Origin of the sequence: Anabaena catenula FACHB-362, assembly GCF_014698735.1 — a bacterium.
Classification (GTDB): Bacteria; Cyanobacteriota; Cyanobacteriia; order Cyanobacteriales; family Nostocaceae; genus Anabaena; species Anabaena variabilis_A.
The window spans coordinates 24,174-39,086 of record NZ_JACJTQ010000014.1; the positions used below are offsets into that span (position 1 = coordinate 24,174).

Sequence of the window (14,913 nt, forward strand, 5' to 3'; positions counted from 1 at the left end):
GTTATGCTAATTACAGTGATGGACGCTACAGAAATAGTCAGTCAAATGATTGCTGAAGATATCCTAGCTAAAGAATTCACAAGAGTCGTTAACCACTATTACCCGAACACTGGGGAACTACTGGAAGGGTGTCATGTGAAAGTCATCACCTGCTTCTGGGGACGACCTGCTAAACGCTTTCAATATGTAGGGATTTATTGTTCTGAAGATATTTTGCCCTATGTGCAAGCGCAAAAAGAAATACTGAGGGAAGTAGCAGACAATATGGGACTCATTCAAGTGGTTTGTATGAATGCCAAGCGATTGCTGCACGACCCGATGTCTAAACTTAAGCAATCCGAACCGCGCTTATGGTTAGAGTTGCATTTAGTGGCAGCTTAGTGGAAGGAGGTAGAAGTTAAAAGGCAGAAAGTAGAAGGCAATAATGTTGATGTAATTTACGTTTTTGTCTGATGCTAACTGTTTAATTATTTCTGCTGTGCTGTACTAAAATTTTGTTTGCCAAAAATGAAAACAGGACTTTTCTGCAATTACGAAAATCATCATCACGATGTCCGTCGCGCCATCTTTGAACAGGTTTTACTGGTGAAACAGGCGGAAAACTTAGGTTTTGAAGAAGCCTGGGTGAGTGAACATCATTTTAATGAATCCAATCTCAGCCCGTCACTTTTGCTGTTAATGGCACATTTGGCGGGTGTTACGTCAACTATTCGTTTAGGGACTGGGGCGGTATTATTGCCGTTTTACAACCCAATTCGGGTAGCTGAGGATATTGCTACTTTGGATAATCTTTGTAGTGGTAGATTGGCTTTTGGGGTAGCTAAAGGGGGACCCTTTCCTCAACAAAATCAGCATTTTGGCGTATCGATGTCTGAATCCCGCGCCATGATGCTAGAAGCGGTAGCACTTATTCAAAAGCTATTATATGAAACTGACGTATCATTTAATGGGCAATTCTATCAGTGCGATCGCTTGACAGTTTATCCCCAACCACTACAAAAACCTATCCCCGTCTATATTGCCAGTGGTGATGATGATGCTATTAAATTTGCTGCTGAAAATTCCTTTGGCTTAATGGGGGGTCCGCCCTTTTCCCTGACAAGATTGAAGAATACAGTCAGCAAATATCGGCAATTAAATTCTAGTGGTGCGGATAAATTTCTGTTAGCACGGTTCTTTTTTGTGGCTAAAACCTCTGATGAAGCTGTAAGTGAAGCCTTACCTTTCATCCGCCAATTTAGCCAGAAAATGATCGCTAACACCACTCAAGTAATGCAGAATAGTCCCCAGCCTCAGAAACCATTTGATCGAACAAATATCTGTTTTGATGAAGACTATTTGCTTGAAAATTCGATTATTGGTGATGTAGAAACCTGCCGCGACAAAATCAAGAAATTTCAGGACGAATTAGATCTCGGCACACTAGCGCTCAAACCCTCATCTTCTTCTTTGCAAAAAAATCGAGAGAGTTTGCAGCGCTACAATCAAGAGGTGCGAAATTATGTCTAAACTCCCCTTGCTTCCTCCTGATGACTTACCTCCTGTGGAGGTGACAAAACAGGACGGAATGCTACATATGGAATTAGAACAGTCTATTGGGAGATGCTTTTATCATTCGTGCGATCGCATTACCCAAGTTCTGTTATCTAATTGTCAGTGGTATATGACAACTCATCTTACCACTCTGATGCTGATTGTAGACTGTCCAGATATAGTATCTTACTGGCATATAGTCAGTAATATTCCTCAATTGGGTAATCGGCTGGAACGATTTACCACAGACGCGAAAATCCGAGTTTATCCGCCATTTGGCAAAGGAATGCCCTTTGAAATTGGCATCAATGAAATCTCGGCTTATCGAGACTGGTTGTAAGTTATAAATTAGATTTCCATGACCAGATCCTTGACTTCTCAAACAAGTCGAGGATCTATCTAGAGGAATCATTAATGATAGCTGAAAAATTTTAAGTCTCGTAGGTAGGGTTATGCCTTATACCGTTTCACTTTCAGGTTGATACAAATGGACAGACGCGGAGATTCATTTGTATCTTTAATTAAGTGATTTGATATTACAAATCATTGCGGCGGTGGGCATTGCCCACTCTACGTATATTTCAAAAACCAAATATTATTCCTATAGTTATAGCAGGAGGCAGGAGGCAGAGGGCAGGAGGCAGGAGGGAAAGCCTTATTATATCTAAGTTTCAAGGATTAATAATGTCCTAATTATCCTGGCTACAGCTATATAATCAAATAAATATCAGAATATACAAGCCATGAACAGTAACACTATAAATAACAAAAAACAACTTTTTGACCGTTGGTCATCCAGTTACGATTGGACTTTTCCCTCTTTTATTTATCAAGCTATTCATAAAAGATTGCTTTCTAAAGTTGAATTATCACCAAATGCCAATGTCCTTGATTTAGGTTGTGGAACTGGAAGATTATTAGATAGATTAGCGAGTCAGTTTCCGGAAATCCGGGGAACAGGATTAGATTTATCTCCCCAGATGTTGCGGGTAGCTAGACAAAACAATCGTCACCGTCCCCGATTAATTTATGTTGAAGGGAATGCCGAATCACTGCCCTTTGCAGAAGGTCAATTTGATGCGGTATTTAACACTATCAGTTTCTTACATTATCCTCAACCAGAACAAGTTTTTAGTGAAGTAGCACGAGTACTTTCTCCCGGTGGACGTTTTTATTTAGTTGATATAACTGCCAGTAATCCAGCATTTCAACTCATGGCAAAATCTCCGGCAGGAATCAAATTTTATAGTGGAGAACAGCGTGAACAACTAGGTTCTGATGTCGGACTTTCATGCTTAGGTCACTACTATTTATTAGGTTTTGTGTTGTTGACAATTTTCACAAAACCTGCTTAACAATTAGAATAATTCCTGATTCTTAAGTTGGGTTTTGCTACGCTCAAACCAACCTACAGAAAAATGGCGAAGGTATTGAGTGCTAAAAGCTTTTTAGTGTCTCTTAGGCTGCGCTATCAGTTAATGTTCTAACCATCTTGGCGGTTGCTAGAGTATAAAAAGATATACTATAAATGTATAGGACTAATATTTGATTTTTGTATCCCTTACGGGAGGTGGAGCCATCAAGATACGTAGGGTGCGTAAAGCCCTTGCGGGACAGGCTACGCTTAGAGCGATAGCGTAACGCACCATTAATCAAGTTTAAGGTGCGTTACGTCTTTGCCTAACGCACCCTAAAAATACTTAGATTTTTTCAAAATTCAAATACTATTTCTATATAATATCTATCGGTAAGTGAAATCACTATATCGGTTATTCAGTCTGCATTCTAGCTATTAGATTTAAGAGATCAGATTTAATTATCATGAAGAGTAATAACCAAAAGTTAAAACAATGGATATTTTATTTTTCCATTTTGTCTTTTGAATTTTTTATTCCCAGTCTTCTCTTACCAGTCAATGCTCAAGTAATTATCCAAACTGGAACACCGACACTTGAGCAACTAAGAGGAACAGAAAAACAACCGTCAGTATTACCTAATCCTCAACCTTTACCAGAAAACACCTTACCACCGCTGGAAGACTTATTCCCAAAAACCGAGCCAAATCCATTAATCCCCCAACCATCTTTTGATCAGATTCCTGGGAAAATTACAGTTATAAAATTTGAAGTTATTGGTAGTACTGTTTTTAGTCCAAAAGAACTAGCAAAATTACTAGAACCTTTTACTAAACGCCCGATTTCTTTTGCTGAATTACAGCAAGTTCAAGAAACTATTAATCAATTATATGTGCAGCGGGGATACATCACTTCTGGAGCCTATATACCTCCCCAAGAATTGCAAGATGGGACTGTGAAAATTGCAGTGATTGAAGGTGAGGTGGAATCAATTAATATTTCCGGTTTAAAACGATTACAACCTGGTTATGTTCGCAGTAGATTGGGATTAGGAACAAAGACTCCCTTGGATCAAAATCGCTTACTTCTAGCTTTGCAAATGCTGCAACTTGATCCTCTAATTGCTGGCTTATCAGCAGAATTAGCCGCTGGTTCCCGTCCCGGTGTGAGTGTGTTAGAGATTAAGGTGCGAGAGAAAGATGCTTTTTCAACGCAGATAAGTATTGATAATCAGCGATCGCCTAGTGTTGGGACTGTACGTCGTCAAGCGCAAATCAATCACAATAATCTGTTAGGATTTGGCGATCGCTTTCATGTTGGCTATACCAATACTGACGGTAGCAACTCTATCGATGATCTGAGCTACACTGTCCCCATTAACCCCCAAAACGGTACTATCGGGTTGAGCTACAGTCGCACCAATACTAATATTATTGAAGAACCCTTTAACGTCTTAGATATTCAATCTGCATCTCGCAATTATCAAATTACCTACCGTCAACCCCTGTACCAAACCCCTAATCAAGAATTTACCCTGGGGATAACTGGTTCTAGACAAGAATCAGAAACATCCCTGTTAAATGAGCCTTTTTCCTTATCTCCAGGTGCAAATGATCAGGGGGAAACGAGGATTTCTGCTATCCGCTTTTTTCAGGAATATACTCAGCGGGATAATGTACAAGTCTTTGCGGTGCGATCGCAATTTAGCTTTGGTATTGATGCTTTTAATGCCACAAATAATGACTCAGCCCCTGATAGTCAGTTTGTGACATGGCGCGGACAAACCCAGTACTTACGCTTATTAACACCAGATACAACTTTAGTACTGAGGTCAGATATCCAATTGAGCGATCGTCCTTTAGTTGCTTTAGAACAATTTAGCGCCGGTGGACAACAAAGTGTACGCGGTTATCGACAGGATTATTTATTAGCTGATAATGGCTTATTTGCTTCCGCAGAAGTTCGTACCTCCATTCTTCGCATTCCTAAGTTGGAAACCACTTTACAAGTATCTCCCTTTTTTGATGTGGGTACTGTTTGGAATCACTCTAGCTCTGATGTAGATATCAAACAGCAAACTTTAACTTCTGTAGGTGTAGGTTTGCGCTTGCTAGTAGGGGAAAATTTTAACGCCAAAATTGATTGGGGTATTCCTTTACTTAATGTCGAAAAAAGCGGAAATTCTTTACAAGAAAATGGACTTTATTTCTCGGTAGAATATAAACCTTTTTAGATATTTTTGTCAAGGCATAAAATTCTCTAAACAGACTTTTCACATCACTTAATTAAAGCTACAAATTAGTCTCTGCGTAAGAGCTTCTGTCCATTTGTATCAACCTTAAAGTGAAACAGTATTACCTGTCACCTGCTATACCAGAAGAAGCATGACAACTAGGAGGAATTAAAGCCAATTTCCTACTAAAACAAATGCTGACCAATAATAGGGATGGGAAAAATTCTTAGTTTGTAAAATTGTGAGTTGAGCGCGGCGAATAACTTCAGCTTTAGTAAGTTTGCTGTTAGCTAATTCCTCATAGAATTTCGTCATTAATAAGGCAGTAGCTTCATCATCGACATACCAAAGACTAGCAAGAGTACTACGCGCCCCTGCTCTCACTGCCACACCGGCTAATCCTAATGAGGCTCTTTTGTCTCCAGCAGCAGTTTTACAAGCACTGAGAACCAGTAATTCAATTGGGCGAATCTGGTTTCTATTAGAACGTAAAAGACTATTTAATTGATCGACATTGAGTCGTTGATCCCAAGTGAGAATAAATGTATCTTCAGCTTTAGAACTGAATTCACCGTGAGTAGCTAAATGAACTACTTGATAAGCATTTTCTTTAACAGTTTGCTCCAACTTATTATCAGTGAAAGAATCATTTTTTAGCAAAAATGAATTAGGAACCTGAACTTTAATTAGTTCCAATTCAGTGATGACATTAGGAAGTTCAGAAAAACCTAGACGAGCTTCACTTAATCCACCACCAAGAAGCTGAATTTTTTCTCTAGCTAAAGCTTTAGGATCTATCAGTTGTAAACTGGGTGCGAGAGCAATACTATATTTTTCAATTAGGTATTGTTTACCATCATGAAGAATGGACATAGGAATATTTCGTAAAGCTCCATCTGAGATAAAAACTAGATTTGTGATATTACTAGTTTGCAGTTCTCCTTCAATCTTACTTATTAACCAGTTATAAATTTCTTGGGAGAGTTTTAGCCTGTTTTTATTTAAAGTTCGTTCTCTGGGACTAGCGACAGCAGCCCGTAGTGCGGCGATATTGGCTTCTATTGTTGACTGAGGTAATATTTTATTGTAGTGGCGTAGAGGTTTCTGAGGTAGAGCCACAATTACTTCTAAACGGTCTTTGAGAATAATTGTATAAAATATCGCTGATGTGGGGTCAATTTGGTCAATTTGTACAGGTTTAGCATCTAAACAAGCATTACGAAAGAAGTTATCTAGTTCAGCTAGTTGCAATGATTCAATTACTTCTCTGGCTTGTTTGAGGTCTTCTTGAGTAGCTTCTGGTTGCAATAGTAATGCAACTAGCTCTCGATAGACTGGTTCAACACGCTCTCTAAAGTCAAACTGGGCTTCTGAGCTAATTGCTACTATGTCAGTGCGTATAGATTGAAGAGTTTTAACTGATTTTGTGTAAGCTGCGATCGCACCTTTTTGTTCTTTTTGGGCTGTGAGAACTCTGCCTAATTGCCACTGCCATTCATAACTAAGTTCTGGTGCGTTGTTACTTTGAGAAAGAAGCAAGGCTTTTTCAGTTAATTTTCGCGCTTCTTCATAGCGTTGATTCTGTTCATAGAGATTTCCTAAAGTTCCCATTGCATAACTTTCGGCTCTTTTATCGTCTAAGTTCTTTGCTAATTGGATTGCTGTTGCCAGTTCATTGGCAATTAGGGGTTGGGAATAATTTTCTTGACTCGATTTGAGGAGAGTTCTAGCTAAAGTAATGCGGGAATAAACCGCTGTGCGACTAGGAGGTAATTGAGTAAAGCTGCTTTGGATTTGTGGGATTAATTCTTTGGCTGCTGACAATCGCTTTTCGTCTAACAATAGCTCTAATTGGGATAACTGTGCCTGAATCATCAAATCAGATGAAGGGGATTCTTTAACAGCTTGTTGATAGTAATTTAGGGCTATTTGAGCTTGATCTTTTTGTAATCTTGTGGTTTTGCCTAAACTCAAAAGTGTTTCGGTAATTGCTGACGGAGAGGATAATTTTCGGGATAATACTAAACTTTGCTCCAAAGCTGCTTGAGACTTATCTAATTGTCTGATACTACGCAACACATCTCCTAAACTTTGGAGTGATTTAGCTTTGAGTAGGCTATCTGGTTGTTGTTCAAGACTTTTCTGAGTGTCTGTTAAAGTTTTGACACATTGATTATATAATCCTAAAGCCTGTAATGCCTGAGCTTGGTTGATTTTGCTTCTAATTACTCCTGTATTTTCGCCAATTTTTTGATATGTATTGGCAGCAAGATTCCAAGTGTCTAAAGCTTTTTGGGAATTACCCATAGACAGATGTAATTGTCCTTGAACTTCCAGGGTTTGAGCTAAAATTTGTTGGCGTTCTTTGATATCTGCTATTTTTTCAAGACTATTAAGAGCGGTTGTTATGGCTTGGTTTGCCTGTGCCAAGTCTCCGATTTTTTGATAGACTAAAGCTAGATTTCTCCAAGCTATCACCTCACCAACTAGATCACCTTGTTCCCCATAGCTTTTAATAGCTTTTTGCAACAATGAAATAGCTGGTTTAAATTGTCCTTGTTGATATAATTGTTGAGCTTTTTGTTCTAGAGAAAGGGAATTTATTATAATTTGATTATTGACATAATTACCACTATTATTAAGAGTCGTATTTGCTCTCACCGCATCTATTTGAAAACTGCAAGCTAGAGATAATAAAGTCAGAATTAGAAAGTAAATCTTTTTCATGGTATTTACCGTTTTGTGTGTTGCTGATTAAGAGGGTGATTTTTTTCAAGCAGAGACGCAAAGAGTAGGAGTTTTAGAGGCAGAGAGTTTTTTGATATCAAGTCATTTAATCGTAAACCCTGTAGGGGCGGGGTTTCCCCGCCCTTGATTGTATTGCATCCAACCGATAACCGCGTTCAAACAAGACGATTAATTAGTACTGTTTGCATGACAATCAGGATGATTTAAAGCTGAAATTTGAGGTGTGACATTTGGTGCTTCTGCTGTGAGAATTATCTTACCATCAGCACCGATTATCCATCCTTGTGCTTGCTGAATTACCCGCTTAGTTGAATTTTGTGGCGGATTATTTATCCTTTGTTGCTGTCTCTTAACCATAGGTATTATTTCCTGGTTTTTTGAACGAGTTGCCCATACTACTAACCCAGGTGAATTACTAATGTATTCATCAGAATCAGCAGGTACACCACCCTTCCCTGTAATTACAAAAGAATTGTTTTTAGCAATTTGCTTATCTGAACAAATATCCGTGCCTACTAATGATTCAGCATCGAGTAAATTCTCTGGTAATTCTATTAAGCCAGAAGTAGGATCTACATCAGGTGTATTGATTTGAATTTGTCCAGCTAGACCAAATTGAGAAGATGCAGTAATATCACTTCTTGTGGTTATTTGTGGTTGATATTTTAATCCAAATATGGCATTAGTATTAATGTTGATTTTCCCGCCATTGCCTTGAAAAGCATTAGCAGTAATATCACTGTTTTCATTGGGAAAAGCCACAATCAAGGGAGAATTAATCTTGATATTTCCACCATCTCCCCCAGCACCTGCTGTACCTGCTGTGGCAGTAATTTGGCTGTTGCGACGTAACAATAATAAATCTTGGATTTGCAGATTAATTTCCCCACCTTGACTACTGGAAGTTTCCGCAGTGATAAAAGCATTATTGTCTAAGGTAAGATTACCAGCTTGCAGAGAAATATTTCCACCTTTACCACTACCTTGACTATTGACAGCTATCTTTGCACCATCTTGAATAATTAAGGTTTGGGGGTCAATAAAAATACTCCCGCTATCACCGCTAGAACCTTTTTCTGTGTTGGCAAATAGTCCGGTATTAGTTCCTGTGAGGGTGATATGATCACGGATTGTCAGGTTGATATTTCCAGCTTTGGCAGCATTTGAGGTAGTTGAAAGTAATTGTCCTCCATTTGCAGCTGTAAAAGTATTAGCTTTAACTGTAATACTCCCTGCATCACCTTGTCCCAAGGTACTGGCAGAAATTTGAGCGTTATTTTTTACTGTCACAGTCTCAGCAGTAATATCAATATTGCCACCACTTCCTTGGGCTGTAGCTTCTACACCAATAAAAGCACCACTATTGAATAGTCTGTTGTTGCCATCAAATAAGACATCTTTAGTGGCATTGATATTTACACTGCCTGCATTTCCGTTGCCGCGAGTCCTTGATTCGAGTAAAGCACCATTGGTAACGGATAGTGACTCGGCTGTGATATTCACATTACCGGCATTTCCTTTTGCTCCTTCTTCTACGTTGGTTAAGGCAGAAGTGGAACCATTAACACTATCAAATAAGACATCTTTAGTGGCATGAATATCTATACTGCCTGCGTCTCCCTTGCCTCTAGTACTGGCATTGAGTCGAGCGCCATTTGTCACAGATAGGGAGCCTGCGGTGATGTCGATACCTCCTGCATTTCCTACTGCTCCTAATCCCACAGTGCTAAATGCAGAACCCCGATTAAAGGAAACTATGTCCGTGGCTTTAATTTTGACAGTTCCTGCGTCTCCGGTTCCAAATGTTGTGGCACTCAGTTGAGCGCCATTTATGACAGATAGGGAGCCAGTAGTGATGTCGATACCTCCTGCATTGCCTACTGCTCCTAATCCCAGTTGACTGACTGCACGACTGTTGCTATCAAACTTAACTTCACCAGTAGCGTTAACTTTGATAGTTCCTGCATCTCCCTCTCCATTACTGCTGGCACTCAGTCGAGCGTCATTGGTGAGTGATAAGGAACCTGTGGTGATGTCGATATCTCCTCCCTTTCCTACTGCTCCTGATGTCACTTGACTAAATGCCCCACTGGAAAATCCGTTGCTTACTCCGTCAAACTTAACCGTGTCTGTGGCTTTAATTTTGACAGTTCCTGCGTCTCCAGTTCCAAATGTGGTGGCACTTAGTTGAGCGCCATTTGTGACAGATAAGGAGCCTGTGGTGATGTCGATACCGCCTGCATTTCCGTTTCCTCGTGATGTCACTTGACTGGTTGCATAACTCCCGTCAAACTTAACTGTGTCTGTGGCTTTAATTTTGACAGTTCCTGCGTTTCCTTGTCCACTACTGCTGGCACTCAGTCGAGCCTCATTGGTGAGTGATAGGGAACCTGTGGTGATGTCGATATCTCCTCCCTTTCCTACTGCTCCTGATTCCACAGTGCTAAATGCAGAACTCTTGTCAAAGGAAACTAAGTCAGTAGCATTAATTTTGATAGTTCCTGCATTTCCAGTTCCGCGAGTTCGTGATTCGAGTAAAGCGCCATTGGTAACAGATAGTGAATTGGCTGTGATATTCACATTACCGGCATTTCCTTTTGCTCCTTCTTCTACGTTGGTTAAAGCAGCAGTGGGTAAACCATTAACACCATCCAATAAGACATTGTTAGTGGCATTGATATTTATACTGCCTGCGTCTCCGGTTCCACTAGTACTAGCATTGAGTCGAGCGCCATTGGTGAGTGATAGGGAGCCTGTGGTGATGTCGATACCTCCTGCATTTCCTACTGCACCCTGTCCCACACGGCTGAATGCTGCTGAATCTCCGTCAAACTTAACCGTGTCTGTGGCTTTAATTTTGACAGTTCCTGCATCTCCTTTGCCAAATGTGGTGACAGTCAGTTGAGCGTCATTGGTGAGTGATAGGGAGCCTGTGGTGATGTCGATATCTCCTCCCTTTCCTACTGCTTCTGATCCCAGTTGACTGAATGCTGCTGAATCTCCGTCAAAGGAAACTGTGTCTGTGGCTTTAATTTTGATAGTTCCTGCGTTTCCTTGTCCACTACTGCTGGCACTCAGTCGAGCCTCATTGGTGAGTGATAGGGAACCTGTGGTGATGTCGATATCTCCTCCCTTTCCTACTGCTCCTGATTCCACACGGCTCAATGCAGAACTCTTGTCAAAGGAAACTAAGTCAGTAGCATTAATTTTGATAGTTCCTGCATTTCCAGTTCCGCGAGTTCGTGATTCAAGTAAAGCGCCATTGGTAACAGATAGTGACTCGGCTGTGATATTCACATTACCGGCATTTCCTTTTGCTCCTTCTTCTACGTTGGTTAAGGCAGCAGTGGGTAAACCATTAACACCATCAAATAAGACATCTTTAGTGGCATGAATATCTATACTGCCTGCGTCTCCGGTTCCACTAGTACTAGCATTGAGTCGAGCGCCATTGGTGAGTGATAGGGAGCCTGTGGTGATGTCGATACCTCCTGCATTTCCTACTGCACCCTGTCCCACACGGCTGAATGCAGAACTCCCGTCAAACTTAACTGTGTCTGTGGCTTTAATTTTCATAGTTCCTGCGTTGCCTTTCCCAAATGTACTGGCAGATAGAGAAGAGCCATTGGTAAGTGATAGGGAGCCTGTGGTGATGTCGATATCTCCTGCATTTCCTACTGCTTCTGATGTCACTTGAGTGAATGCAGAACTCTTGTCAAAGGAAACTAAGTCAGTAGCTTTAATTTTGATAGTTCCTGCGTTTCCTTTTCCATTAGTATTGGCAGATAAGGAAGAGTCATTGAGAATATCAAGAGTGTTGGTGGTAATCAAGATATTGCCGGCGTTCTTCTTTCCAGAAGTTGCGGTAGACAAGACACCTTTATTAATCGATATTGAATTATTAGCTTGTAGTGTTAAATTTCCTTTTGCTCTTAGCTGTCCAGATAAATTGATATTGTCTGCATTGAAGAGTAAATTTTTCCCAACTGTTAAATTCCCTTGATTATTAATTTGCGCTTGATAATTTCTTAAGGCGTTGGTAAATAATGCTCCTGGTTGGACAGAAAGTAAATTACTATGTTGGGGATTTGTTGCAGTAAATAAACCATTCTCACCTAATTTAATACCATCCACAGTTGTCGCAGTAAAAGAACCACGAATATCTAAACTAGCATTGTTGCCAAAAAATATCCCATTGGGATTTATTAAAAATAAATTCGCTGTTCCTTCTACTCCTAATTTCCCAAAAATATGGGAAACATTACTACCAGTCACACGAGTTAATATGTTTTCTATGCCTACAGGATTAGCAAAGTACACTCCTTTACCTAAATCAATATTAAATTCTTGAAAACTGTGAAATAGATTAGTACCTCTGGTTGCACCATTTTCTATCCGGTCGTTGATTTGGTCGATGGGCTTAACTACTGAATTTTCTTGTCCTAATGTTTGGTCAGGTGTTATTTGTGCTTTTAGCTGATTACTAGGAAAGAGGAAGAAAATAAACAATAGAATTAGTTGTTGGAGGGAAAATTTTTTCATGATAATGGATTTATAGGGGATTTTAGAGGATGAATGCACAAGTCTAATTTAGTACTAGAATGCAATATCATCGAGGGCGGGGAAACCCCGCCCCTACAGGCTTGGGGATAAAAAACTGTATCTCATAACAGCAGAAAGCGCTTTAAGTCGGCGAAGTCGCCCAACGCAGTGGCTTGGCTATACATACTAAACCCGCCTTTTTCATTTATGATCTTTAATTGATTGAGAAAGAGCTTTAAAAAGTATACCTGCTTCTGCTGGAGGTTTAAAGGTGAATTGCAGATAAAAATTACCCGGAGTTGCAGGTTTATCGGAAATTTTTGCATAGATGTCTTCACTCAAGTTTTCTTGATTGCCATCTATTAATAGGTTGAGCTTAATATTAATGAAATTAGGGAGTGCAGTATCTGATTCTGTGTTATCGATTTGCACTAAGGCAGCTTGATCTGATAGTTTGATTAAATGTCCTTTGAATATATTGTCAGAAACTTGCTTACCATCAACTATTTGGTAGATGATGGGAATTGGTGCCATCAGATCAACAAAGATATCTGTGTCTTTGGTTAAAAACAAGTTATATGGTTCACCAATACCACCAATATCATAAACTGTGATTAATTCTTTAACTCCTTTTGGTTTGATTTGTAGTTCTCCATCGATTCTGAGGGTTGCTGATCCAATTGCTTTTAAAGTTGCTTCAGAAATGAGAATTTGTTTGGCTGTTGTATAAGTTTCAATGCGGAAAGCGAGATTCATTTCTTTGCCAATGACGGTGTATTCGGTGTGTTTTTCTGAGCCAATATTGCCAACGACAACTTCCCCAGTATTAATACCAATACCCATTGCTAAAGTTGGTAAATCCAATTGGGCTAACTTTTCGTTAACAGCAGTCATTGCTAACTGCATGGCTACAGCACAAGCAACTCCTCGTTGAGCATCATCTGCCCTGCGTGTGGGCGCACCAAAGAGAATGACAATACCATCACCCATGAATTTATCAATGGTTCCTTGGTGTTGTGCGATCGCATCTAACATAAATTCCAGATAGATGTTGAGAACTTGTACCACTACTTCTGGAGACAGTCGTTCTGATAGGGCGGTGAATCCTCTTAAATCGGAAGTGACGATGGTAATTTTTGCCCTTTTACCCCCAATTTTCAATCCTTCGGGGCTTTCCAGCAAAGTGGCAACTACCTCATCTGTCAAGTAACGCCCAAAAGTTTTGCGAATTGAATCTGCGGTGTTAGCAATATAAGTTGTAATAGCAATAGCCGCACCGGTCAGTGCTAAAAATGGGGCAACAACAGGCAACCACCAGCCCCAAACAAAAGCTATGTATGTACTACCTAATAAAACCCCTTGCGCCAATACAAGGGTAGTTCCCCACCACCAAAAAGAGGATTTAAGCGATTTACCTACATATCGCCACCGCCAAGTCAGGATAGCACCAACCCCTGACCAGAAGGCAATCCACAGCCATTCTTGGGGTTCTGACCAACTTTTAATTAAGGCGTTACCTTTGAGGGCAGCATTCAAAATTTGGCTGGTGAGATGTGCCTGAACTTCCACCCCAGACATGGGTTCTGGGATACTGAGCAAATCGCCACTGTAGGGAGTGTAGAATAAATCATTGAAACTTTCACCCACCATCCCAATTAAAATAATGCGATCGCGTCCCCAATCTTTTGGGACTCGGTCTTCTAAAATATCTCTGAGGGAAACTGTATTAAAAGAGCCGGTCTCACCTTGGTAATTCAATAACATCTGATAGCCATTGTCATCGGCGCGGATATAGCCACCGTCATGAGATTGAAAGCGAGAAAATACCGTTTTCCCTAACTGCCAATCTTTATTTCCCTGAACAGTAATACCCTCTTTTTGTAGATAAAGTAATGCTAGATAAAAGCTAAAGCTGTAAACAGGTTTATTGTTGGCATCTGCTAGATAAATGAAACCACGTCTGATCTTGTTATCGGCATCAGCAATTACATCATTTGCCCCTACTTGATCCTTGGCTTTAAGTACAGGTGGTGGTGGAACTGGCTGACTATTGCGATCGCCTACTACTTTTTGAATCCCAATCACATAGTCGGTTGATTCAAACACCTTCACTAAATCCTGATGGCCTGGTTCAAAAGGGAGATCTCGATAAATATCCAAACCAATTGCTCTTGGCTTTCTGGCTTTGAGTTTTTTCAGCAACTTCGCATAAACACCATCAGCAATGTAACCTTGCTGAAGATATTGCATATCTGCTTCCTCAATCCCCACAATCACAATTCTGTCATCCTGGGGTTGAGGCGGCCGCCAACGCATATATTGATCAAAAGCTGCCCAGTCCCAAGATTGTAATAAACCAAGAAAGCGTAAAAGGATTACTAATCCCGCCATACTGGGGGTAGTAATCCCAACAGCCCGCCATTCCCACAAAAAACGTTTTATCTTGCCCATCTCCTAGGAAAATCAAAGGATTTAATACTCAAGAACTCAGCACTACTGAGG

The 14,913-nt window shown here is 40.2% G+C and carries 8 protein-coding genes; 5 read left to right on the plus strand and 3 right to left on the minus strand.

The genetic code is table 11. The features are described 5' to 3' along the window. Positions 1–45 precede the first annotated feature (45 nt). From H6G68_RS11130 to H6G68_RS11150, 5 genes are all read left to right on the plus strand, one after another. Positions 46–381 (plus strand): hypothetical protein, encoded by a 336-nt coding sequence (locus H6G68_RS11130; protein ID WP_127055969.1) that lies wholly within the window; start codon positions 46–48, stop codon positions 379–381. A 126-nt stretch (positions 382–507) separates the two neighbouring features. Further along, on the plus strand, positions 508–1,509 hold the full coding sequence (locus H6G68_RS11135; protein WP_127055936.1) for an LLM class flavin-dependent oxidoreductase: 1,002 nt from the start codon (positions 508–510) through the stop codon (positions 1,507–1,509). Then, positions 1,502–1,873, plus strand: coding sequence for a hypothetical protein (locus H6G68_RS11140; RefSeq protein ID WP_127055935.1), 372 nt, complete (start codon positions 1,502–1,504; stop codon positions 1,871–1,873). The genes H6G68_RS11135 and H6G68_RS11140 overlap by 8 nt, the downstream gene beginning before the upstream one ends. Positions 1,874–2,276: 403 nt before the next feature. Continuing rightward, positions 2,277–2,888, plus strand: coding sequence for a class I SAM-dependent methyltransferase (locus tag H6G68_RS11145; protein ID WP_190906717.1), 612 nt, complete (start codon positions 2,277–2,279; stop codon positions 2,886–2,888). A 466-nt stretch (positions 2,889–3,354) separates the two neighbouring features. Continuing rightward, the gene (locus H6G68_RS11150; protein WP_190906718.1) at positions 3,355–5,121 is read left to right on the plus strand and encodes a ShlB/FhaC/HecB family hemolysin secretion/activation protein; all 1,767 of its coding nucleotides are present in this window, start codon (positions 3,355–3,357) and stop codon (positions 5,119–5,121) included. 168 nt (positions 5,122–5,289) lie between these two features. Here H6G68_RS11150 and H6G68_RS11155 read toward each other — a convergent pair whose 3' ends face one another. From H6G68_RS11155 to H6G68_RS11165, 3 genes are all read right to left on the minus strand, one after another. After that, positions 5,290–7,848, minus strand: a complete 2,559-nt coding sequence (locus H6G68_RS11155; RefSeq protein ID WP_190906719.1) for a CHAT domain-containing protein — start codon at positions 7,846–7,848, stop codon at positions 5,290–5,292. 189 nt (positions 7,849–8,037) lie between these two features. Next, positions 8,038–12,411: a beta strand repeat-containing protein gene (locus H6G68_RS11160; RefSeq protein ID WP_190906720.1), complete on the minus strand. Its 4,374-nt coding sequence runs from the start codon at positions 12,409–12,411 to the stop codon at positions 8,038–8,040. A gap of 201 nt (positions 12,412–12,612) precedes the next feature. Next, positions 12,613–14,862: a CHASE2 domain-containing protein gene (locus H6G68_RS11165; protein ID WP_190906721.1), complete on the minus strand. Its 2,250-nt coding sequence runs from the start codon at positions 14,860–14,862 to the stop codon at positions 12,613–12,615. Between the last annotated feature and the right edge of the window lie 51 nt (positions 14,863–14,913).

What these genes read in the sequence shown, in the direction of transcription:
- H6G68_RS11155 (WP_190906719.1), bottom strand. Translation starts at nt 7,848, where the DNA reads ATGAAAAAGATTTACTTTCTAATTCTGACTTTATTATCTCTAGCTTGC.
- H6G68_RS11145 (WP_190906717.1), top strand. Translation starts at nt 2,277, where the DNA reads ATGAACAGTAACACTATAAATAACAAAAAACAACTTTTTGACCGTTGG.
- H6G68_RS11130 (WP_127055969.1), top strand. Translation starts at nt 46, where the DNA reads ATGATTGCTGAAGATATCCTAGCTAAAGAATTCACAAGAGTCGTTAAC.
- H6G68_RS11135 (WP_127055936.1), top strand. Translation starts at nt 508, where the DNA reads ATGAAAACAGGACTTTTCTGCAATTACGAAAATCATCATCACGATGTC.
- H6G68_RS11140 (WP_127055935.1), top strand. Translation starts at nt 1,502, where the DNA reads ATGTCTAAACTCCCCTTGCTTCCTCCTGATGACTTACCTCCTGTGGAG.
- H6G68_RS11165 (WP_190906721.1), bottom strand. Translation starts at nt 14,862, where the DNA reads ATGGGCAAGATAAAACGTTTTTTGTGGGAATGGCGGGCTGTTGGGATT.
- H6G68_RS11160 (WP_190906720.1), bottom strand. Translation starts at nt 12,411, where the DNA reads ATGAAAAAATTTTCCCTCCAACAACTAATTCTATTGTTTATTTTCTTC.
- H6G68_RS11150 (WP_190906718.1), top strand. Translation starts at nt 3,355, where the DNA reads ATGAAGAGTAATAACCAAAAGTTAAAACAATGGATATTTTATTTTTCC.